Genomic DNA, 25,349 nt, shown 5'->3' with positions numbered 1-25,349 from the left:
AGAGAGGCAATCTTTTGTTAAATGAAATTCAAATAAATAAGGTCATAGCAAAGACACGACGGTTATATAAGCATAACTCATTATGGTAAAAATAAAACCATCAAACACCACCATAACGTCAACTACTGTCGCAAAGAGTTGATGCCATTGTGGTTATGACTTTCGTTTTGAATCTCGTCAGAGTTAGAAATCATTGAAACCTATCAAAACAGCGTAGATGAGCGGTTTGCTATAAATATAATGCTAATTCTGACGATGTGTCGGTAAAAGAGAGGTTTGAGTAACTGAATTCTCAAATGATATTGTTGTTTTAAATACAGGCTAAATCTCAATTGACCTCCTCCCCTCGCTAAACCGAGGGGATTCCTACAGCTAGACGGTCAAGCCCGACCGCAAGGATATTCTTAGCAGCATTGGTATCTCTATCATGCCATGTGCCACACTCAGCACACCTCCATCCTCTTATTCGCAAACCTGCTCTACCTTTCGGACTACTGTCACTTATTTTATGGCAGCACGAACAGGTCTGGGTAGTGTAACTCTCATTTACGATCTCAAGCTGACAACCTGCATGCTTGCATTTGTATTCCAGTTGTCGTTTAAGTTCAAACCATCCTGCATCGTATGTTGATTTAGCTAGATTGGTTTTTCTAGTTGTAAATGAGCGTGATTTTATATCACCAACCACAATTAAGGCATTATCCTTAACTAATTGGGTGGTGAATTTATGAATTAAGTCTAATCTTGTATTTTTAATTTTGGCATGAATTGCTTTAACACGTTTTTTATTGTTAGCACGTTGAGCGATAGCAAGCTTTTTAGCCCATTTTTGAGTCTGCTTAATAGTAAGTTTATCACCCATTGAGGTAGTAGCAGACTCTTTTAAGCCCAAATCAATTCCAACGCTGCCCTTACCACTTACTTGCTTAGGAAAGTCTTTAACGGTAACACACGCATACCAACGATTACGACTGTCTTGTACTATCTCAAGCGTGTTGATTTGATATAGGCTTAGGTTGTAGCTATCGAATACATCGATGATAAGCTTTTGACCTTTAGATAGCGATAGCTGTATGGTTGATTTCAATGCCTTCTTACCTGTCTGCCTTGTTTGCAAATACTTGATAGCAGATTTTTTAAAAGGTATCCAGCCCAATGATTTACGCTTGGCATCAGCTCTATTGGTACGCCAGTTAAGTTTGGCTTTTTTAAATTGTTTACGTGATTTAGCTTGAGTCTCATTGATAGCCTGTAACGTCTGACTGTGTATTCCTAAATACTCACCGCTTCCTTTGGTGTACTCACTTAGATCATAAGCACTAAAAAACTTACCGGTACGTTTTAGATGCTCAAAGCACAGCGCATTGACATAGTTCCACACGAAGTTCACTGAACCGCTTAGACGATTCAGCTCTTTTATGTGTTTGTTTTTAATGCGTAGCTTGAGTGTTTTCATATGCTTAGTATGGCGAGGTTAATTTTAACTTACAACCCTTTATATACTGCTCACGACAGTATATGTCGCCTTATATCCACCCCCTGAAGTGGGTGGTTTTACGGCGACTGGTGATAAAGACAAAACCTAATATTGGCTAAGACTTAACACTATCTGTCCAAGAAAACTCTTCCAAAATGCAGGTCCATTGGTCATCAAAACCCGCTTCTAGCATTAATGGTTCGCCAGTAACAGGATGACTGAACGTTAAAGTCCGAGCGTGTAGCAGCATGCGCGTGCAATCATATTGAGTACGAAAGAATTTATTGTGGCGTCCATCGCCGTAGCTGGTATCACCTATTATATGATGAAACAGATATCTCATGTGACGGCGTAGCTGATGTTTTCGCCCCGTCTCAGGTATTAAGCGCATGAGACTATAACGGCTCGTATCATGTTTTTTTGATACTGCAAATGGCAGCTCAATTTGAGCTAAGCTCTGCCAGTGAGTGACTGCTTCTTGAGCGGGTTTGTCTAAGTTAGCAAACTTATCAGCGATGGCATCGGGCTTAAAGCTTAGCGCATAATCAACAGTGCCTTCCTCTGACATAAAGCCACGCACCACAGCTAAATACTGCTTAGCAACCTTGCGTTCAGTAAAAGCTTCAGTAAGGCTGCGTGCCACAGCAGAGCTTTTAGCAAACAATAATACACCCGACGTCGGCCTATCTAATCGGTGTACTGGAAATACATGGCAACCTACGGCATCACGAGTTAGTTGCATTGCAAATCGTGTTTCACCTTTATCTAGCCAACTGCGATGTACTAACAGACCCGCTTCTTTATTGATTGCTACTAGATGCTCATCTTCATAGATAATCTCTATTTGATTGTCAGTTTGGTTATCGATGCCGCTTTCTATATCCATCTTTTTAATAGAAACCTTCATTAATATCTATTATCGCCGCATTATAGCACTAGTGACTCTGGCTGGCTGCGTGCCTCACTGCTATGCTCTTCTTATTTTATTTACAAGACAATGTGAGAGTTTAAAATTGGCAAAACAGATTGATAACTGCTGTTAATTTTTACCTAACAATGCCGAAAAATTGGGTAAAAAAGCTGATTTGTTATGATAAAATAGCTCTTCTTTAAATGCGCTCATAGCTCAACAGGATAGAGCAGTTGCCTCCTAAGCGACCGATCGGGGTTCGAGTCCCTGTGAGCGCACCACCTAATTCTTGTATTGAAAATATTCACTTTTCACAAAGATTAAATTCTCTATTTGTAATATGTATATATTGCATAGTCCTTTTTTCTTAATCCTTACACAACCTCATGATCTTCTTTTATACTAAGTCTATTTTTTAATTCTATAAAGCAAAAATCACTCTAAGCCCTATACAGTCAAGATCTTCAGTGTCTGTAGATTGATAAGACAGTTCACTATCATTTACTTTTATTGCAGGCTCGATGGTTTCAGAAATATACCTAAGCTCTTCTATAAGAATATTTTGAGCGTGAAAGTCTAATACCATGCTGTTGAAATATATGCCCTTAGGTAGCTTTTCTAATACTTTTTCTACAACTATTTTAAGGGTCTCTTCTCTAGTTGACTCAATCTTTATAGGGCACACCTGAATAAAGTGTAAGATACCCTCTGTTTCAAGCAACCTCTTAATATCAAACGCATCTAAAGTAAACATACCTTTCGCTACATCTGAGCCTAATAAATCAACAACAGCTTGTACCTCATCTGATTGGCATTTTACTATGCCGTCGACGGTATTTAATGTCTCTAAGCAATTCTTATTGCTATGAGTCAGTATACCTATCAGACTCACGCACCCTGTTTTATCTTTTAGCTCTAAAAGCGACTTTTCATTCCATTTATCATCAATGATAAAGCAAGCAAAAGCGCATGGCGTATTATCAATCTCGCCTGGCTTGTATAACTTAGCTCTAATATAGCCCTGCTCTTGACTATTACTGACATAAATCTTATCGCTAATCACCGTTTATCACCTTATATAAAATATCTTTTCTATATGTCTCTTATCGTTGACCATAGTAATACTATAGCCAACAACCTAGAATATTTTTTTCTAGGTTTAGGCAGAATTATTTATAATTTATTCATATAGTCTATAAACTCTTTGTCTACGATCAATTTAATAAAAAGCCCTCCAAACTAAGCTTGAAGGGCTGTTATCCATACTTAAAAATAAGATCAACTCAATGATTACCGCAAATCGATAATAACTGCCTTCTTATCCAACTAACGAGTATTCCTCGGTAGTTGCTTTCTCGTCCAATTCACCTTCTTTATAAATATTTCTAATATGCAAGCCATTTGGACTTCCGCAAATTTGCGACAGTTGCTTATTTCTCTAGTTCGCCTTCTTTAAGCATATTATTAACGTACTTAACATTGGTTTAAAATCTGTATATAAAGAAATTAAATTCACAGATAAAGTGTAACTACACCCGAAACTATCGCACCTCTGCCATTTAGTTGATATAAAGATATACTAAATTTTTAAAAAGTAGGTCTAAAATGGATTAGTAAACTAATAGCCATAAACATTAATATTGTTATTATAAAACTGTAAAGTATGCGTTTTAACCAACTTAAATCATGATTTATTAATAATATTCCTGCAATTAAGGTATATAAAGGAAAAAAAACAATCATACCTACCAAAGATAGTCCATCATTTTTCCCTCCCGGGTAGCTAAGGTCAGCATTTATATAATCAAAGCTATATGCAATTGCATAAATTAATAGGCATATTAACGATAAAAAGTATAATAGTGAATGAAATTTCATTTTACACATCTGTTATCTTCTATTTTTTTAATTTTGATTGCCTCTTTAATATCATAAGTTTTCTGTAATAAGCTTTTAAAACCACATCTTCACTTTTAATTCTCAAAATTTATTATTCTTCTAAATATAACTCTGCTTCTGGATTATAGATTTTTATACCTATTAATACATTATTCGTATCATAAGTTATTAAAACTTCATAGCCAAATCTTTTATTATCAATTTGAACTTGAGCTTATTAGATTAATCTAATTTAAAAAAACGCCAACCTACTATAATAGGTTAGCGCTTGAATTTGATTATCTTGGTTAAAACTCAAATACCAAAGTGTCTATTTAAGATTAGGATTAACAATAATCTTAACTGCTGACTCATTATTATGAATCAATCTCTCAAAACCTTCAGACACTAAATCATCCAGTTTAATACGCTGAGTAATAAACGGTTCGAGGTCTATCTTGCCGTCTTCAACCAATTTAATCGTCTCTTCATGATTATTCACATAGGCAATCGTCCCGCGTACATCAAGCTCTTTCATAACCACACTGTGTACATTGACCGTCGCAGGATGGCTCCAAATAGATACAATGACTACCACGCCAGCAGGCTTGGTCAGCTCAACTAGAGAATCTAATACTTTATTGACACTGGTACATTCAAAGGTAACATCAACACCCTTGTCACCAGTAATTTTCATTACCTCTTCAGCTAAATCAACTTCAGAAGGGTCTAAAATATAATCAGCAACACCACTTTCTTTGGCTTTCTCTTTACGTTTTGCACTAAGCTCAGTCATGATAACAGTGATACCTTTGGCCTTTAGCACCGCAGACAATAACAGGCCAATAGGACCACCGCCGCCGACTAAAGCCACATCACCTTCTTGAGCACCACTGCGTACATAAGCATGGTAGCCAACGGCTAAAGGCTCAATTAAAGCGGCTTGATCTAATGGAATTTCATTTGAGATAGGGTGTACCCAGCGACGTTTTACAGCAATTTTTTCAGAAAGACCGCCACCACGACCGCCCAAACCAATAAAGTTCATATCTTTTGATAGGTGGTAATTGTCATCAGGACCCGTAGGCACATCATCCGCGATAATGTAAGGCTCAACCACCACATGCTGTCCTACCTCGATATCATCGACCCCTTCACCCACAGCATAGACCACGCCTGAAAACTCATGACCCATAGTTACGGGAGCTGACTCACCTGAGATAGGATGAGGATGACCGCAAGGTGGTATGAAGATAGGGCCTTCCATAAACTCATGCAAATCAGTACCGCATATACCACACCAGGCCACATCAATACCGACTGTACCGGGCTCTACTGTGGGCTCAGGAATGTCTTCAATGCGTATGTCACCTTTATCGTAAAAACGGGCAGCTTTCATAAGGTTCACCTTTAATTATTATTTAATTAAATCAACTAAGTAGGCCTAACAAAGCATCATTCATTAATCAGCTAAGATGCTCATACCAATAAGCTTATTTTATAAACCAAACTAAAAATAATTTTAAGCCTATTCGTTATTATCGTACCCCTCTATCAGCTTATCTGTCAAATGTTATGACCCTAATTAATAACGAGTTTCAGAACCCATTATTAAGCTCTGTATTCTTAAATAAAGGCTTACAAAAAAGCCTTTTAAACTATGTGGTAATAGCTTAAAAGGCTTCAATATTAAGAAAAGAAACTAACTAACGCAGCTCATCCACAACAGCAAGCATAGCCACAAGTGAAGCCTCGCCAAACTTAATTGAACGCTCAGGTGACCATCCTGTGTCTTTATTTGGCAAGTTATCATTGTCCTTAAAGGGCATCTCTAAAGTATTCGCAAGGCAATCAAAGCGTTCAGCAATCGCATTAGTTGCTACCGTCATATTGGCCTGACCTGGGGCATCAATCTCATAACCAAACTCTGTTTGGAAGTCTGCACTAGCTAGAAGCAATGCCTCTGCAAACTTCTCACGCAAACTAGCCAAACGCTTGCTATAGTTTGGCGTACCCTGCGAGCCTGCCAAGAAAACATAGGGCAATGCTTCATCACCGTGTACGTCATAGAATAAGTCTACGCCAGTTTGGTCCATCTTCTTCATAACGTGGAATACTTCAGGGCTTTTGTTCAAGCTTGGGCTTTCCCACTCACGGTTTAAGTTAGTACCCATAGCATTGGTACGTAAGTGTCCTCGTGCACTGCCATCAGGATTCATATTGGGTACAATATATAAGTTCGCTTTTTCAAGTAAAAGCTTGCCTGTAGGATTGGCCTCATCTAGTAAGCTATATAACAGGCCTTCAATTAGCCATTCGGCCATTGTTTCCCCTGGATGCTGGCGGGCTATAATCCAAATATTAGGCTTAGCTGTATCTGAGTTACTCTCCTCCTCATCACTCACTTTAACCAAGGTCAAATCACGTTTGTCTAAAGTTTCACCTAAATGCTCTAATGTCACTAGCGGATGGAGTTGAACCGCTGCTAATAAGTCTTGATGACGCTCATAGCTATACGGCGCAAAGTAGGCAATCTGAATGGTATCGCATTCCAACTCGACCTCGATACTCAGTTTACCGTCTTTGTAAGTCGTGGGCAAACGGAACCAATAATCACGGTCGTAAGAAGCAACCGCTTGGTAGTCATTCCAACCTTCAACGTAAGAGGCTTCGCCAGCATTGACGATATTTAGTACATACTGCTCACCTACTTCACCGCTCAAGCGAAAGTTAAACCATTGAAAAAACTCATCACCAAAGTCGGGACGAATTTTCAATTGAATATCTTGTTTATTATCTAAACTTATAACTTCGATATTACCGGCATCAAAATTGGCAGTGATATGCATAGCTTTTCCTTATGTTCCTTAATAGCTTTAAGGAGTAATAATAGTGATATTTTTAAAACACTAAGTCCTACCTAGCACTTAACCTATCCACTCAATAAATATAATGATAAGTATAATCTATTTTTCTCTGCACACGACAAAAAAAACAAAAAAGTCTGTTAAAGCAAAGGCATAATAGTAATTTTTAAGACGAATCAGACCATGCCAAACTTTAACAGACTTAGTGAAACTTTAACCCAAAACCTGAGTATGAACAAGGCAAGAATCACATGTTTGAGCTTAATGATAATAGCCCTGATTACTGCTCAAAGCAGTAATCTTAAAAAAAATAGCAAGACACATTCCTAAGGGTGGCAAGACCGACAGTCACTATCGCAGACTACAGCGATTTTTTGCCGAAGCGAGGATAGACTATGATCAATTAGCTTTAATGATATATCGACTGTTTGGGCTAGGCAAAGTCACCTTAACCATTGACCGCACCAACTGGAAATGGGGTAAAAGTAACCTCAACATCTTTATGCTAGGGGTGGTATATAAAGGGATAGCCATCCCCTTATACTGGCAAATGCTAGATAAGCGAGGTAATACAAACCATCTTGAACGCTGTGAACTTATTGAGCGGTTTATCAAACAATTTGGCAAAGATAACCTTGAGATGATAGTAGCAGACAGAGAGTTTGTTGGCGAAAAATGGTTTAACTGGCTCACCAATAATCACATACCCTTTGCCATACGGATTAAGAAGAACAGTAAAGTTAAGAATCATCATGGCAAGTTGGTACAGATTAAAGAGTTATTTCGCCATGTTGGCCATCAAGAAACATATCGACATGGGCGAATACTGACTGTCGATGGTTGTTTGGTTCGAGTATTTGCCAAGCGTGATAAAGACTACGGTTTAGTGATTGTGGCAACCAATCAACTAGAAACAGTGGATGCGATGATAAGCTATGGCAAGCGTTGGGAAATTGAGACTTTATTTGCTTGTCTAAAGGGGAGTGGCTTTAATCTTGAAGATACCCACTTAACCCATCTTGATCGGGTCAGTAAATTAGTCGCAGTGAACGCCTTAGCATTTTGTTGGGCTTATCATGTCGGTATTTATAAAGACAAAGATAAGCCGTTAAAACGCAAGTTGAAGTCAAACGCTCGACCTCAAGCCAGTTTGTTTGCGCTTGGTCTGGATTTATTGATTGAAGGTCTTCGTTTGGTGTTTTTTAACAATGATAAGACTGTCTTTCGACAGTTAGTTAGCTTTTTAACCCCTAAACCTATGAAAATCCGGTGGGGATGATTTTTTTGTCGTGTGCAGAGTCTATTTTTATATGACGCTAACCTTTACTGAATACAATACGCTATAAGACAGTTAACAAAACAAATGCTCAAGACACCTAAATCTTGTTATCAACAAGTTATTTTATCTTATAGTTTAGTAGTAAACTCTTTTAGCCTATGACGTAGAGTATCGGGGGCAATAGGCTTATGTAATAGTGATACCCCCATTTTCTGTGTGGCTTTAATGATTTCAGGTGAGGTATTCCCCGTGAACATCAAACATTGAGGCAAGGACTGTATACCATTTAAAGCCGCCATCATATTGATAGTTTTTAATACCTCCATACCTGTTCTATTGTCATCCAATTGATAGTCCGTAATTATTATCTGCGGCTGATGTAAACGATATTGGCTAATGGCTTCGGTCACATTAGAGGCGATTAATACCGTATATCCCCAAGATTGTAATAACAAATCCATGGAAATTAATACTGAATCCTCATCATCTACTACCAATACTGAAATTATAGCTGCTTCCTCAATTTTAACTGCCTCATTTACAATATGAATATCATCCTCACTTTGGCAAATTGTCAGATCGATAGAAAACTGTGTTCCTCGACCAAATTCAGATCTTACATTTATGGGCACATCCAGTAAGTTTGCCATTCCCTTTGCAATCGACAATCCCAATCCTAACCCTTTATTACTTTGGGTATGAGTTTCTAACTGATGAAAGGAATCAAATACTTTATATAACTCATCCATTTTAATGCCTTTGCCTGTGTCCCAAACGCTAACTCGGCACTTACATTTTTCGATATTATTTACCGCATTTTTGCTAGGTGTATAACGCACCCCAATTAAGATGCCACCTTTGGTCGTATACCGTATAGCATTACTCAAAAAATTTCTTAAAATTAAGGACAACATGGCTGGATCAGACATTACACACAAGTTGGTATGATGATAACGTAGCTCTAGACCTTTAAGCTCTGCTTCAGGCCTAAATTCATCAACCAGATTGTGTAAAATAATATCTAAATCTGTCGAAACAATATTGGGAATCATTTCGCCCGACTCTAAGTGAGCGTAGTCCAAGATAGTGTTTAACATGTCACTACTGGATTTACTAGCTGTTTTAGCATATCCAACAATTTTCTTTTGGGTGTCATTAAGCTCAGTTCTAGACAAGGTTTCAATAAATAAACTTAGAGCATGTGCAGGCTGGCGTAAATCATGACTGGCAGAGGCTAAAAAGTTAGTCTTAGCAGTACTTATCCGCTGTAACTGTTGTGATTTCGCTTCTAATTGATACCAATTCTAAAAAATAACACTCAAGTCGCACCACTCCCGCTGAGTGATAGACCTAATTAAGTTAGTCTGATTACACAATGCATTCCAAGCGTCACATGCCGCATCGACAATCGCATCATAACTCTCAAAACAGCGATTAGATAACCAATGCTGTTTAAGGTACTGCCATACCTGTTCAGCAGGGTTAAGCTCAGGTGAGTAGGGAGGCAATTTAAGCATGGTCACATTGTCTTGATCCAAACTTGGTTGGTGCCATAGCGCCCCATCCATAACCACCACGGCATGCCGACCTTCGGGAACAGCTTTACTGATTTCCTCCATATGCAATGCCATAGCTTGCTTATTCACATAAGGTAGAACAAGTCCAACACTCTCACCTGTCGCCGGATTAAAGGCACCAAATAGATAAGTTGATTCAAACTGCTGCTGCCTGACTACTCGAGGTCTTTGTCCTTTATAGTGCCAAACCCTTGTGATAGAGCCTTGTTGGCCAATACGTGTTTCATCCTGAAACCATATATCAACTTGCTTGATATCAACACCATCAGGTAGAACTTGCTTTATCTGCTCAAGGAAGTTTTTTTATATGCCTCCATGACTTTAGGATCTGCCTTAGGATGCCGACTACGCGCAGATACCCAGCTCATACCAATACGTTTCATGAGAGGATAGATCGCTTTAGGGGTATAGTTGGCGTTAAATTGCTCCTTGGCGATTTGTGCGATGTCTTTTGCCGTGAGCCTACCACCACCTCTTTGCTGCTGAGCTTCTACTATCGCTTGTTTGAATGGTTCTATGTCTTTTTCTGCTAAAAGACTCTTTCTGCCTCTGCCAGCTGCGTCATAGACACTAGTGATACCATGCAACCAGTATTTCCTTCTTATGGTATAGACGCTTCTAGGGTTATAGCCAAAGTTCTCTGCTACGGTCGCTATAGGATGACCTTGACTCAGTTGATGCAGCATGAGTAGTCTGATTCGTGCTCTGGCATTGCCTTCTGTTTTAGATAATTGCAGAAAATCGTGGTCTGTGAGTTTATGATTTCTAGGGGTTTTTTTCGGCATGTGATTCTATTATGTTGTTGAGTTGGTTATATTGTACCTTATTTTTTGGAATTGGTATGAGATACGAGATGGGTATTCTCCAGATAAATTTGAATGGTCTTGATTGAATTGAGCCAGTTATACTTTGCGAAGTAGGAGTGAGTAAATACAAAAATGATAATAACAACAGATAAAACTATCAGTTGCATGTCATCTATATATAGCAAAATAGCTGCCCAAGTTAACAGACTTGGTATCGAGAAAGCATTAAATACCTGCCGAAAAATGCCAATACTCGACATAGCACCGCTAATAATTGCAAAATTCAAACCAATTAAAACAAGCATCTGAACTGAAAATTCAAAATTATTGGTAATCACTTTGACCACACCGATCGCCCATAAACAGCCTAGCAATAACATGCAGGTAAATAACACTTTATAGGCGGTATAACTGGCAAGATAATCCGCTTCATGATTCGTTTTAGGTTCGAAATGTAAGTCTTGTAGATCAACGACGGCGATAACTGGAGACAATTGATTTGTATTTTGGAGATCACAAATCATCTTGTCGATGTTTTTACAATTAGAGTAACAAAGATAAAGACCCAAATTATGATAGAAGATCCAAATATAGAACAGCTTAGGTTGAATTTCTATAAGGCCATAGTACTGATTTAAAAAGAAGAATAAGAGACAACCTATAACATCGGTTATCAGAAAATAAGCTGTTAAATAAATAAAGGTGGTTTTTATAAATTTATGGGTTATGTGTGTAGAGCTGGACAAAGCTTTCTTCCATAGACCCCAGCATATTCCTATAGTCAAGCTATGACAAATGATCCAAGTAGAGTGCAGCGGCATACTAAATAAACTAGGATGTAAAGCAAACTCCATCATAAAAAAGAAAATAAACCCAGTGACTAACATCCCACTTAGAAAGTAAGGCAAGACTCGGTTCACGTGTTGAACTTGTTTTGATAATACCCTTTCTGCTGTTTTTTGATTGGTAATAAGTCTATTTAGGCCTCCTATATCATCCATTATTCTCATGATTACATTAACCTTTAATAGGGAAGTAAGAATAGAAACCAATCAGTTATCGAATCAATCAAATTTAGAAAGATATCCGGCCCGTTGTGCCTCTATAATAATTTGAGTGCGATTATGAACCGAGAAATGGGACATAAGAGTCGCAATGTGATTGCGTACTGTGTGCTCACTGATACATAAATGGTCTGCTATTTCCTTATTACTAATGCCTTCAGCAAGCAAGGCCAATACTTCCAATAGTCGGTTACTTAGCATAGGTTTAGGTTCATTGATAGCGGAACATTCTTCACCACTTCCATTATTAAAAGTTTTTTTCAGGCTTCTCTTTTTTAGTAGAGCTTGAACTGTTTTAATGATGACATCAGGCGCTGAATCTTTGTTTAAAAAACAGCTGGCACCAGATGCTAAAGCGGTATTGATATTTTCATGATAGTTTGAGGCAGAGAGCAACATAATCCGAGCATTGGGCCAATGCTTTTGAATGATTGACATACCCTCAAGACCATTAATACCTGGTAAACAAATATCGAGCAGTACCACGTCTATGTTTGTACTGACTAAACTTAAATCGCTAATTTTTTCTATTTCTAAAATATTGGCATCAGTTCTTGGCTCGAGTATGAGTCGAAGTCCTACCCTAAATAGCTCATGATCATCTATGAGAAGGATGTTTTTCTTATCCGTAGAATTATTCATTATAGTTTTTTCACTATTAGCTTATTATTAAAAGAGTGACAACCTAAATTTTTATTTTTTATTAAATATTTACTTACAAATAAACATCATTTTGTATAGTTTACATTAACATAATTCATAACATGGTTGACATAGTTTTCGACTAAACTCGAAAATTAAAACAACTTTTATTAGTCTCATATTTATTTCTCTTTAATTAACATCAACTTAACAATATTCACTTTTTAAACTGATAGTAGAGCTAATTTTTACTGTGCCTATATCTTCTTTATTCACCTCTATCTATTAATAATGACCCTATACATTAATAGCGTAAACGACCCATAAAAAAGCCACATTCCTATCAGAATGTGGCTTTCTAAAGTTTGAAAAATCAGTGATTGGCTAAACAATCATTAGCTAGTCAAATAATGGTTAATCAAATCACCATAACACCTTGTTCAATATAGACATCATTTAGCGCGCTCACAGCATTTGAATGCTGATACACGTCATAACTTACGCCAGCGACAACTTCGCTGCTAGCTAGGGACCAATCGCCCCCAGTGACATCATCCATTTTCGCCTTAGAAGCATCATCACTGCTCCAATTAGTTGACCCTAAGTCAACCTTACTTAAGTCATTACCATTGATAAATAATGCCGACTCACGGTCAGTATCTTGTAATAGATCCTCAAACCGGACATCTAAAACATTTTGGCCATTCAGTTCAACATTCTCGATACCCGTCAAATTCTCTGTGGTTGCATTGGTAATATGTCTATTGCCGTCTACCAAACGGCTGTCTAAACTGTAATCTAATATTAGGGTGTCTGTACCTGAGCCTCCAGCGATAAGACCTGATAAATCTGAACCACAAACCGTAATGATATCGTCGCCCATACCTAAATCTATACTTGAATCTCCTTTGACGCTATCTAAGACGCTCATGACATCGTTGCCATCTCCAAGGCCCACTGAAGCATGATTTAAAGTTGACCCTTCAACAACTAAAGTATCTTCCCCGTTACCGGTAATAATCGTTGAATGGTCTTCTATATGCCTTGCCACGTTAATAACATTGTCACCATCACCTAAATCAACAACCGCATAATCTTCAACATCTTCACCGACCGTTAACGTATCATTGCCTTCATAAGTAGTTAATCGGCTATGACCATCAATATCATCACCGGTGGTAATAGTATTATCACCGGCTCCTAAGTCAATATCGGCACGGCCATCAATTTTATGACCTACCACAAGCTCATCCACGCCAGCACCCGCTGTGATATGCGTTGCTCCTAAAATATTTTTGCCGAAGCTTAGCGAATTGTCACCTTCACCAAGATGAATTTCACTGTGATTGACCATAGATTTAGCCACATCGATAACATCATCACCATTACCCACTTGGATAGTAGAGTGGTCTTCAACATAACTGGCAATAGTGATTGAGTTATCGCCATCTCCTAAATCAATTGATGAAGAGTCTTCTGTATCATCGCCAATGACTAGGGTATCGACTCCACTACCGGTAATAATCTTAGACTGACCATCTAAATCATCCCCAATATCGATGTTATTAGTACCCTCGCCTAAATTAATTTCACTAGTGCCTTCAACAAAGGTGCCAATGTTAACATTGTCATTCCCATCACCACCAAAGACATGACCAAAATCATTTGCACCAGCATTTCCAAGATTATGGGTTATCGTCAGATAGTTGGTATGGTCAGCACTATCTACTGATGAAGCAGCTTGTTCATCTAAGGCAAACTCAACACGGCCTGCGCCTAAATCAATGACACCGCCATCATCCATTTCACCATAGACGGTCACCTCATCATTACCACGTCCCATAAAGATACGACCACCGTCTATTCCCCACCCTGTGACCTTACCTTCGCCATTACCACCGATTACCACAGTGTCATTACATTCTTCAGTATAGATATAGCTTCGAGCTTCAAGGTTGGTTTGAGCCTGACCCAATACCGCATCCATTTTACCTTGAACATAATAAGTATCATTACCGCTACCTAATTTAGCAGACGTATAAGCATTTTGATCCTCACGAATATGCACCAAATCATGACCGCCATAGGTTTCCAAACTCCATAATGCATTACCGTCTTCATGATCTCTTTCAAAGTCGCCATCCCAGGGAGATTTAATTAAATTGTCTTGACTATCAAAACCGGTATAACCGATGTAGATAGTATCGTTATAATCACTGGTTGCATAATTAATATCATCGCCATATTTACCACCTGTTTTGCCACGCGGGTCTGAAGGGCCTTCACTGTCTGTTAAGTTGGCGCCTAAATGCCATAAATACATCGGTGCAGCATCAATACCGGGTTCGTCACAAGGGTTAGTTGCTGGTAAATCTAATACAGCAGAATCGGTACTGGTGGGTGAGGCGTTTTCATACTGATCAATGATAATAGCGTCCACTATGACTTCTGAACCATCAACTGGGTTAGTAACCTCCGTAAATGAGCCCGTATAACCATTCAAAAGTATCTCATCGGTAACCACTATTTCTATGACATTATCAAGAACCACACCGTTTTCAGTATAAGTGGTGGTAATTAACAAGGTACTGCCTACAACAGTAGTTGAATCTACTGTTACCACATAATCTACAGTGTCTTGGAGCTCTGAGTTTTCGATAACCCCATCATCGTTAATATCTTCGGTAATGACAACATTGGGAGCAGCTGGCGGCTTAAGTTGTACATCGTAACTGTGCTCTATTTCACCGATATATGGGTCCTCCTGTAAATCAATTGCAAATGCCGCTATTGAAACGGAGTCGTCAGCTGCTAAATCACTACCCAATACAGATACTGAATAAGCATTATTTGAATCCAGATTGGCGGTATATTCTTGATTGTTTAATGTCACCTTTATTAAAGTAAGTTGCTCATAATTTCCCTCTACTGTTCCAGTTAATAAGATTTCTTGGCTGGCTTCAGAGATATTGACCACATTATCTTCAGTGATACTGTCAACCAAGACAGTTAGCACGTAATTAGGGTCTATCTCTAGGGTTTGTGGCTGTACAGAAATAGCGGCTATATCTGCATTATTATTTATACTTTTATTGTTAATGATGTTTTTATTATTAATATTGAATGCATCCAATATTACTTTTTGACTTATATTATTCATAATAGACCCTATGTGTAATTATTTGTTTATTAAGTTAAGTGGCGCTTAATTACTATAGGCTTAGGAGATACGAGTGTTTATAGTACAAACATGCTAATTAGAATTTTGTTTCGGTCATCCCAATTTAAGTCTGAAGTCTTGCACTGATGATAAGAATGAGAGTGAATTGAAATATTAAAACCAAAAAAAGCCAGAGTATTAATACTCTGGCTTTTTTACTGTCTGGCTTTTTACTGCCCGTTTTTGTTGCTATATTGCAGGACAGGACCTTTTCTTTCTAGATAACTGTTAGCGAGTAACCGCTAACCTTTTTTAGTGACTAAATAATATGATTATCTACTAAGTTATTAAAATCACCTGCGTAGTTATCAATTTGAATATTTAGATCACTTTGAGCGGCATTGTATCCACCACTAAAGTTACCATCTGCACTCACACTTAGTACTTCGGTTACGGCGTCCCAATTTAAATAATCTGCAAGATTGGCAGCATTACCTATGGTTTCACCTTGTAGTAAATCGCTTAGATTTAGCTTATCACCTGCTTCAAAATCAGTGATTATATCTAAATCAGGCGTTGATACTCCATCTATATCATTATTCGTCCAGATAAAGGTATCTTCACCTAGTCCACCCGTCAGTACGTCATCTCCAGATTTGCCTTGTAGAATATCATTACCATCCATACCTAGTAAGGTGTCATCTAATCCTTCACGGCCTACTAAGGTTTCTGAAGCATTAGTACCTTGAACCGTGCCAGTATCACCTTGTTGGTACTCGATGCTTACTAACGCTGAGCTAGAAACGTCATTTTCAGAAATTGTGTAATCGAATGAATTCACACCAGAGAAGTCAGTCGTGGTATAGATGACTGGATCAACACCTGAGGTTTGACCTCCATTAACATCAAAGGTTGTTGTTACTTCAGAGTTAGGTGAGGTATTGTCGTTACCTACCAATACCGCTTGATCTAACTCTAATATGCCCGTAGTGTCATTGGTAATGACGCTATCATCTTTAGCAGATAAACTGTAAACGAAGATAGTTTGCGTTGATTGAACACTATCGCCGTCATCGTCTATAAGGGTAAAGGTAATATCTTCTTGATAATCAACCACTAATGATTGAGTTTCATAGGTGTATTTACCTGTCTCGAAATCTAGCGTCATAATACCTTGTGCCTGGGTATTAATCATGACCGTTGTTGTTGATTGGTCATAGCTATATATGTCCGATGATGGACTAGATGCTACCATAGAGCCATCACTACCATCATAATCGTAGGTAATACCATCTAAGGTAAAGGTTAGGACGTGACCTTCATCAGCACCAAACAAGTTGCCATTAACCAGACCATAGTCTATGACATCAGGTAAGGTATCAATAAGGATATCGTCAAGTTGATTTAGATCAGTAATGCTTCTGGCAAGATCAGCTGCCCCTTGTTCACCAATCTGACCATCATAAGCAATGGGGTCAAGTTCGGCATCTAAATTATTATTATTAGCACTAGGACCGAAAGCAAAGGCATAAGACTTAATGTCATTAGCATTCAAAAAAGTAGTCCATAATGTTTCTTCTTGAGCTTGAATACCATTATCTGGATTACCATTGTTCTGTCCGCCTGTACCATTTAAACCTGACCCAAAGTCGCTTACGGTTCCTTGACCAAACGTTGGCTCGCCATCGGTTAGGAAATAAGAGTAGTTATTAGCACCAAATATACCTCCTGCATTATCGTAACTAGTCATAGCTACGTCTAAAGCAGCATCATAGTTTGTACCACCTCTAGCGTTTATGTCAGGTAGGAGGTCTTTTAGTTCGTCGATAGTCATCCATTGTGGCTGGGCCTGTGCCTCTTTAGCAAAGGTGATTAGCTGAACTTTAACATCGCCGGCCACATCATAACCGTCTAGTAACTTCACAATAGCCGCTTTTGCTAAATCGAGACGGGTTTCACCGCCACCACTAGCAACCTCTACACTCATACTGCCTGAAGTGTCTAGAATAATAGTGATATTTGAGTCTGATGTTGCAGCAGCAATATCAACGTCACTTTCTGATTGTGCGGGTCTATCATCCTCGACAGTAACCGCAAAGTTAGTACTCGCTGATTGCGTACCATCACTGACACTCGCTTCAAACTGAACGTCGAGCTGGTCCTCATCGTCATTACTAGAGTGGTCAATAGCATGTAACAATGTCGTACTGTAGTCGGCCATAAACCCACCTGAGCCGTCAGTAGTAATACTTCCTACATCAACTGTCATAACCTCTAACGATTCTCCTTCAATGACTACTTGGCCGGTTAACTGACTGGTTAAGTCATCCCAGGTCCAACTGACCGTCTCACCTTTTACAGTAATATCAGTTGGGCCCGCTAAATCAATAGAGAAGTCATTAGCATCAAAATTATCAACATCTGTAAAACTGATTGAACCAGTAGCTACTGCACTGTCCGTGGTATCGTTATTGCCTGTGGTATCGGGGATTGGATCGAACTCTGTTAGACCCTCTTCTGACACTGTCACTGAAGTAACGGTCGGAATGGCGCAGTCATTGCTACCTTTAATTACAATCTCTAATACCGCAATATCTGAGCCTGTACCATCTGTCATAGTGTAGTTGAAGCTTTCAGTTAGTGAATCGCCATCATTTAAGGCTTGAACGGTGGCATCGTCATCATTTACTTCATACACATAGGTTCCATCAGCATTGACCGTTAGCGTTCCATAAGTACCTACCAATGCCGTTCCTAATGTGCCAGCAGTGCCACTACCCTCAACTCCACCAACTCTAATATCAGTCACTATAGCATCAGTTTGGTCTGGATTATCATTGGTTAGCACGTTACCTGTCGCATCTTGAGAACCTGATCCATTATTGATACCTCCAGCTTCAATAGCGGCAGCACTATCGTCTACTGCTAATAAGTCATTATCAACAATAGTACCTATGCCACTATTTAAAATATTAGCATTTGTACTTGGATTACTGAGTGTTATGTCAAATGTTTCTGTAGCCTCCCATACTGCGTCATCTATAATAGGAACAGTAATGGTTTGGGTCAATGTTCCTGGAGTAAAGGTTAGCGTACCCATTGTGTTTGTATAGTCTGTACCATCTACTGCTGTAACATCGGCAGTTGCATAATCAACAGTAACATCAGCTACTGCAGCTGGGCCACTTAGCGTTACTGTGAAGGTCATTGTTCCGTCCTCCTCATTAACTGACTGACTATCAATACTAATATCGGTTATATAATCATCATTAATGATGGTCATATCAGCGGTGTTAGCGTCAGAATCAACACCAATGCTTTCAAAGCCGCCGCCTACAGGATTGCTGATAGTGATATCAACGATTTCATCATCCTCTGCTAGCAGATCATCTATTACCGTTAGGTCTAAGTTAACTGAGCTTTGACCGGCTGGTATAGTCACTTGGATAACGCCAGTAAAGTCATCGCCATTGTCAGCTGTGCCTGAGTAAGTCACATCAACTGTGACGTCTGTAGCAGCAGTTATTAAATCACCGTTTTGATCGCGCAACTCAATTGGGAAACTGCCGATATTATCAGGATCAACAGCACCTTCGTAGATTGAATCAATATTATCTACAATCGATACTTCAACTAGGTCAGGTGGATATTCATCATTGATAGTCCCTGTAGCACTGCTGCCACCTATGCTTAATGTGGTGGTTTCACCATCATCTGCATAGCTGTCATCAATGGTTGGATAAGTGACAGTAAAGCTTGTGACACCTGCAGGTACTGTAATCTCACCAGTTACTGCATCGAAGGTCACGCCATCGCTAAAGCTAACAGCCGTAGAGTAATCCACATTTTCAGTAGCTGTGCCTTCTGTTAAGCTAAAGCTGTAGGTTTCATCCGTCATGCTAGGGTTACTTAGCGTAACCATATGAACTAAATCATCACCTTCAAAGGCTGCACTCGGTTCGACAGTAATCTGAATATAATCATCACTAATGATGGTCATATCGGCGGTATTGGCGTCAGGATCAATACCAATAGCTTCAAAGCCACCGCCTACAGGATTGCTGATAGTGATATCAACGATTTCATCATCCTCTGCTAACAGATCATCTATCACCGTTAGGTCTAAATTAACTGAGCTTTGACCGGCTGGTATAGTCACTTGAATAACGCCAGTAAAGTCATCGCCATTGTCAGCTGTGCCTGAGTAAGTCACATCAACCGTAACGTCTGTCGCAGCAGTTATTAAATCACCGTTTTGATCGCGCAACTCAATTGGGAAACTGCCGATATTATCAGGATCAACAGCACCTTCGTAGATTGAATCAATATTATCTACAATCGATACTTCAACTAGGTCAGGTGGATATTCATCATTGATAGTCCCTGTAGCACTGCTACCCCCTATGGTTAATGTGGTGGTTTCACCATCATCTGCATAGCTGTCATCAATGGTTGGATAAGTGACAGTAAAGCTTGTGACACCTGCAGGTACTGTAATCTCACCAGTTACTGCATCGAAGGTCACGCCATCACTAAAGCTAACAGCCGTAGAGTAATCCACATTTTCAGTAGCTGTGCCTTCTGTTAAGCTAAAGCTATAGGTTTCATCAGTCATGCTAGGGTTACTTAGCGTAACCATATGAACTAAATCATCACCTTCAAAGGCTGCAGTCGGTTCGACAATAATCTGAATATAATCATTACTAATGATGGTCATATCGGCGGTATTGGCGTCAGGATCAATACCAATAGCTTCGAAGCCACCGCCTACAGGATTGCTGATAGTGATATCAACGATTTCATCATCCTCTGCTAACAGATCATCTATCACCGTTAGGTCTAAATTAACTGAGCTTTGACCGGCTGGTATAGTCACTTGAATAACGCCAGTAAAGTCATCGCCATTGTCAGCTGTGCCTGAGTAAGTCACATCAACTGTGACGTCTGTAGCAGCAGTTATTAAATCACCGTTTTGATCGCGTATCTCAATTTCGAAACTGCCGACGTTATCGGGGCTAGTGGCAGACTCATCGATTACCCCTACATTGTCAACAATCGATACTGACACTGTGTCAGGTGTAGGTTCATCAATGATAGTGCCCACGCCATTATTTAAAATAGTGGCGTTAACAGCGTTACTCAAGATCACATCATAGGTTTCAGGGAGTTCTGCATAAGCATCATCGATAATAGGCACTTGGATAGTTTGAGTAAATACAGTGGTACCCGCTGTAAAGGTTATCGTACCTGTTACTCCAGTATAATCTGAACCATCTACGGCCGTTACATCCCCTGTGGCATAGTCCACTGTCACATCAGCTGTTGGCGGTACATCACCGGCTAAAGTTACGGTAAACTCTGCAAAACCAGCATCTTCATCAACGGTCACGTCATCAATTTCGACAGAATAGTAAGGGGCGTCAATAATTGTGACATCAGCCACATCATTATCAGTATCAATAGCAATGGCTTCAAAGCCACCACCAGTCACCTCAGTGATAGTTATGACCACGTCTTCTAGGTCTTCATTTAAGGCGTCAGTTAAGGTCTCAATATTAAGGTCAACTGAGCTTGTACCTGCTAAAATAACAACTGTGGTACTGACTGTTGTGTAGTCAACACCATTGGCTGCCATGCCTGTGTACTCAACAGTAACGGTCACATCAGTGGCAGCAACAATTAAATCACCATTCGCATCGCGAAGCTCAATTGGGAAGATTGCCATCTCACCTTCATTGATATCACCTGTATCACCGCCTAAATAATCGTCTACAATCGACACTTCAACTGGGTCAGGTATAGGCTCGTCATTGATGGTGCCTGTGGCACTGCTACCTCCTATGCTTAATGTAGTGGTTTCACCATCATCTGCATAGCTGTCATCAATGGTTGGATAAGTGACAGTAAAGCTTGTGACACCTGCAGGTACTGTAATCTCACCAGTTACTGCATCGAAGGTCACGCCATCACTAAAGCTAACAGCCGTAGAATAATCCACGTTTTCAGTGGCTGTACCTTCTGTTAAGCTAAAGCTGTAGGTTTCATCCGTCATGCTAGGGTTACTTAACGTAACCATATGAACTAAATCATCACCTTCAAAGGCTGCAGTCGGTTCGACAGTAATCTGAATATAATCATTACTAATGATGGTCATATCTGCGGTATTGGCGTCAGGATCAATACCAATAGCTTCAAAGCCACCGCCTACAGGATTGCTGATAGTGATATCAACGATTTCATCATCCTCTGCTAACAGATCATCTATCACCGTTAGGTCTAAATTAACTGAGCTTTGACCGGCTGGTATAGTCACTTGAATAACGCCAGTAAAGTCATCGCCATTGTCAGCTGTGCCTGAGTAAGTCACATCAACCGTAACGTCTGTCGCAGCAGTTATTAAATCACCGTTTTGATCGCGCAACTCAATTGGGAAACTGCCGATATTATCTGGATCAACAGTACCTTCGTAGATTGAATCAACATTATCTACAATCGATACTTCAACTGGGTCAGGTATAGGCTCGTCATTGATAGTCCCTGTAGCACTGCTACCCCCTATGGTTAATGTGGTGGTTTCACCATCATCTGCATAGCTGTCATCAATGGTTGGATAAGTGACAGTAAAACTTGTGACACCTGCAGGTACTGTAATCTCACCAGTTACTGCATTGAAGGTCACGCCATCACTAAAGCTAACAGCCGTAGAGTAATCCACGTTTTCAGTAGCTGTGCCTTCTGTTAAGCTAAAGCTATAGGTTTCATCAGTCATGCTAGGGTTACTTAGCGTAACCATATGAACTAAATCATCACCTTCAAAGGCTGCACTCGGTTCGACAGTAATCTGAATAGTGCTATCTTTAATGGTTACATTAGCGGTATCGGCCATAGGATTAACACCAATAACTTCAAAGCCGCCACCCACGGGGTTACTAATGGTGATATCAACGATTTCATCACCTTCTGCTAACAGATCTTCTAAAGAGGCAATGTCTAAGTCAACTGAGCTTGCGCCCGCAGGAATAACAACTGTAAAGCTACCGGTATAATCATCGCCATTGGTTGCCGAGCCTGTATACTCTATCGTTACCGTAACATCGGTAAGTGCGACTTGTGGATCGCCATCAACGTTTGTCAGGTAAATAGGAAATGAGGCTAACTCGCCTTCATAAATTGAATCCACGTTATCAAAAATAGAAACTGTCACTGGGTAATTACAATCATCGACAATATTCATATCAGCGACATACATTACGGGATCTAGTGCAATGGCCTCAAAACCACCACCGGACACACTTGTGAGCTCAATATTAACAATCTCTGAGCCCTCAGCAATATTATCATCCAAAGTTTGTAAAATCAGATTAGTACTCTGAGCGCCTGCAGGAATTACAACACTGGCAATACCTGTAAAATCAGTACCATCAATAGCAACACCGCTATATTCAATATTAACTGTGATATCAGTGACTGCGTTGATAGCATTGCCATCCGCGTCCTTTAGAACAATTGGAAATAAGCCACTAGAAGCTTCTATAACATCAGTAGTAAAGTCTAGAATAGACACAAAAACTGAATCGCAATCATCTACAATATTCATGTCAGCAGTGTTATGGTCTGGATCAACGGCTATAGCTTCGAAACCACCACCTGATACATTGAAGAGTTCAATATTTACTAGCTCTGAACCTTCAGCAAAATTATCATCAATCGTTTCTAACACAAGGTAATTAGATTGACTACCTGCTGGGATAACAATAGTTGATATACCTGTAAAGTCCGTACCATCAATGCCTACACCACTATAATGAATATCTACTGTAGTATCGGTAATTGCACTTACAGGATTTCCATCTTGATCATGCAGCTCGATTGGAAAAACACCATTGCCGCCTTCAACAACATTAGTTACGAAGTCAAGAATTGAAACAACTACTGACTCTGCCTCACAGCAATCGTCGACTATATTCATATCAGCTGTGGCTTTAGTAGGATCAACCGCTATTGCTTCAAAACCACCACCAGTTACACTGTTTAATTCTATGTTTACAATCTCTGAGCCTTCAGCGATATAATCATCCAATGTCGTGATATCAAAATCCACACTCGAGCTGTTAGCAGGTATAGTGACACTTGTCACCCCTATATAGTCCGTTCCATCGATGGCCACACCACTATAATGTATATCGACAGTGACATCAGTTATAGCGGCATTAAGGTTACCGTCAGCATCTCTCAACTCTACTGTAAAGGTAGCAACCTCACCTTCATAAACCGAATCAACATTATCAACAATTGACACATAGACTGAGTCTAAATCTGTGTGACACTCATCAGTAATTGTGCCCACACCACTGTTTAGGATTGTGGCATTAACAGCATTACTTAGCGTCACACTATAAGTTTCAGCAACCTCAGCAATATTATCATCCAAAATAGGCACAGTAATGGTCTGCGTGAGTGTACCCAATGGGAATACTAAAGTACCGGTTACGCCAGTATAGTCTGAAGCATCCAGAGCAGTAACATCACCTGTCGCATAATCCACGGTCACATCAGCTGTTGGGGCGTCGCCTGTTAAAGTTACCGTAAATACTGCATTACCAGCATCTTCGTCGACCGTTACGTCGTCAATCTCAATAGTAGTGTATGAGCTATCGATAATATCAACGTCCGCGACACACTTATCGGCATCGTCACCAAGGGCTTCAAAGCCGCCGCCTGTCGCGTCAGTAACCGTAATAACCACATTTTCTAAGTCTTCGTCTAACAGATCAGTAAGCGTTTCTATATCAAGATTGACTGAACTTTCGCCTGCTAGAATAGTGACTGTGGTACTTACTGAGGTGTAGTCATCACCATTGATTGCCGTACCGGTGTACTCAACTGTGACAGTCACGTTAGTGGCTGCTATGACTAAATTACCTGCTTCATCACGTAGTTCTATTGGGAAGGTTGCCGTGTCACCTTCATTCACAGCGTCATAGTTATCGACGATAGATACTTCGACTAAATCTGGCAGTTGTTCTTCATCGGTAATCGTACCTATGCCACTATGTGAAATAGTTGCATTAACTGAGTTACTTAAGGTCATATCATAAGTTTCGTAAGGTTCAGCATAAACATCATCTATGATCGGCACCTGGACAGTTTGCGTAAATACAGTGGTTCCCGCTGCAAAGGTAAGCGTACCAGTTATACCTGTGTAGTCTGGACCATTTAAGGCAGTAACATCACCTGTCGCGTAATCAACTGACACGTCAGCCGTTGGTATGCCTCCTGTTAAAGTTACTGTAAATTCTGCATAACCTGCATCTTCATCCACAATGACATCATTAACTTCTACGCGCGAGTGGGGAATATCAGTAATGTCAACGTCGGCAACACACTTATCAGCATCGACACCAAGGGCTTCAAAGCCACCGCCTGTCGCTCCAGTAACCGTAATGACCACATTCTCTAAGCCTTCGTCTAATAAATCAGTAAGCGTTTCAATATTAAGATTGACTGAACTTGCGCCTGCTGGAATAGTGACTGTGGTACTTACTGTAGTATAGTCATCACCATTGATTGCCGTACCTGTGTACTCAACTGTAACGGTCACTTCAGTGGCAGCTACGATTAAATTACCTGTTTCATCACGTAGCTCAATCGGGAAAATTGCTGGGTCACCTTCATTGACAGCATCATAG

General features: G+C 39.7%; 13 protein-coding genes and 1 tRNA gene. 2 read left to right on the top strand and 12 right to left on the bottom strand.

The features are described from left to right. Positions 1–349: 349 nt before the first annotated feature. Both LK453_RS10920 and truC read right to left on the bottom strand, forming a co-directional pair. Entirely contained in the window at positions 350–1,456 is a 1,107-nt protein-coding gene (locus LK453_RS10920) for an RNA-guided endonuclease InsQ/TnpB family protein (protein WP_201537715.1), read from the bottom strand. Positions 1,457–1,592: 136 nt separating this feature from the next. After that, a complete protein-coding gene (gene truC, locus LK453_RS10915; protein ID WP_201537717.1) occupies positions 1,593–2,363 on the bottom strand; it encodes a tRNA pseudouridine(65) synthase TruC in 771 nt (256 codons plus the stop codon). Positions 2,364–2,592: 229 nt separating this feature from the next. Here truC and LK453_RS10910 point away from each other — a divergent pair. Then, positions 2,593–2,668 (top strand) — tRNA-Arg (locus tag LK453_RS10910). Between the two features lie 140 nt (positions 2,669–2,808). Here LK453_RS10910 and LK453_RS10905 read toward each other — a convergent pair. The 3 genes from LK453_RS10905 to LK453_RS10895 form a co-directional block, all read right to left on the bottom strand. After that, complete coding sequence (locus LK453_RS10905; RefSeq protein ID WP_201541744.1) at positions 2,809–3,450, bottom strand: hypothetical protein; 642 nt, start codon at positions 3,448–3,450, stop codon at positions 2,809–2,811. Between the two features lie 1,146 nt (positions 3,451–4,596). Beyond that, positions 4,597–5,664, bottom strand: coding sequence for a 2,3-butanediol dehydrogenase (locus LK453_RS10900; protein WP_201541746.1), 1,068 nt, complete (start codon positions 5,662–5,664; stop codon positions 4,597–4,599). Between the two features lie 307 nt (positions 5,665–5,971). Continuing rightward, on the bottom strand, positions 5,972–7,114 hold the full coding sequence (locus LK453_RS10895; RefSeq protein WP_201541748.1) for a M14 family metallopeptidase: 1,143 nt from the start codon (positions 7,112–7,114) through the stop codon (positions 5,972–5,974). A 301-nt stretch (positions 7,115–7,415) separates the two neighbouring features. On the opposite strand from LK453_RS10895, the gene LK453_RS10890 reads away from it, so the two are divergent. After that, the gene (locus LK453_RS10890) at positions 7,416–8,411 is read left to right on the top strand and encodes an IS4 family transposase (protein WP_265335061.1); all 996 of its coding nucleotides are present in this window, start codon (positions 7,416–7,418) and stop codon (positions 8,409–8,411) included. A 128-nt stretch (positions 8,412–8,539) separates the two neighbouring features. Here LK453_RS10890 and LK453_RS10885 read toward each other — a convergent pair whose 3' ends face one another. From LK453_RS10885 to LK453_RS10855, 7 genes are all read right to left on the bottom strand, one after another. Next, entirely contained in the window at positions 8,540–9,673 is a 1,134-nt protein-coding gene (locus LK453_RS10885) for an ATP-binding response regulator (RefSeq protein WP_227674498.1), read from the bottom strand. 42 nt (positions 9,674–9,715) lie between these two features. Further along, on the bottom strand, positions 9,716–10,243 hold the full coding sequence (locus LK453_RS10880) for an IS630 family transposase (protein ID WP_227945203.1): 528 nt from the start codon (positions 10,241–10,243) through the stop codon (positions 9,716–9,718). Between the two features lie 26 nt (positions 10,244–10,269). Further along, a complete protein-coding gene (locus LK453_RS10875) occupies positions 10,270–10,773 on the bottom strand; it encodes a winged helix-turn-helix domain-containing protein (RefSeq protein WP_201534378.1) in 504 nt (167 codons plus the stop codon). A gap of 38 nt (positions 10,774–10,811) precedes the next feature. Beyond that, positions 10,812–11,804, bottom strand: a complete 993-nt coding sequence (locus LK453_RS10870) for a hypothetical protein (protein ID WP_227953997.1) — start codon at positions 11,802–11,804, stop codon at positions 10,812–10,814. 54 nt (positions 11,805–11,858) lie between these two features. Further along, entirely contained in the window at positions 11,859–12,500 is a 642-nt protein-coding gene (locus tag LK453_RS10865; protein ID WP_201530123.1) for a response regulator transcription factor, read from the bottom strand. Between the two features lie 418 nt (positions 12,501–12,918). After that, the gene (locus LK453_RS10860) at positions 12,919–15,660 is read right to left on the bottom strand and encodes an Ig-like domain-containing protein (RefSeq protein ID WP_201542227.1); all 2,742 of its coding nucleotides are present in this window, start codon (positions 15,658–15,660) and stop codon (positions 12,919–12,921) included. A 319-nt stretch (positions 15,661–15,979) separates the two neighbouring features. Beyond that, positions 15,980–25,261 carry a Calx-beta domain-containing protein gene (locus LK453_RS10855; protein WP_379652669.1) on the bottom strand — a complete coding sequence of 3,094 codons (9,282 nt, stop codon included), beginning with the start codon at positions 25,259–25,261 and terminating at the stop codon, positions 15,980–15,982. Positions 25,262–25,349 lie beyond the last annotated feature (88 nt).

This window comes from Psychrobacter sanguinis, assembly GCF_020736705.1.
GTDB lineage: Bacteria > Pseudomonadota > Gammaproteobacteria > Pseudomonadales > Moraxellaceae > Psychrobacter > Psychrobacter sanguinis.
Note: the sequence above shows the minus strand (reverse complement) of the source record. Positions and strands in the feature narration are given on the sequence as shown.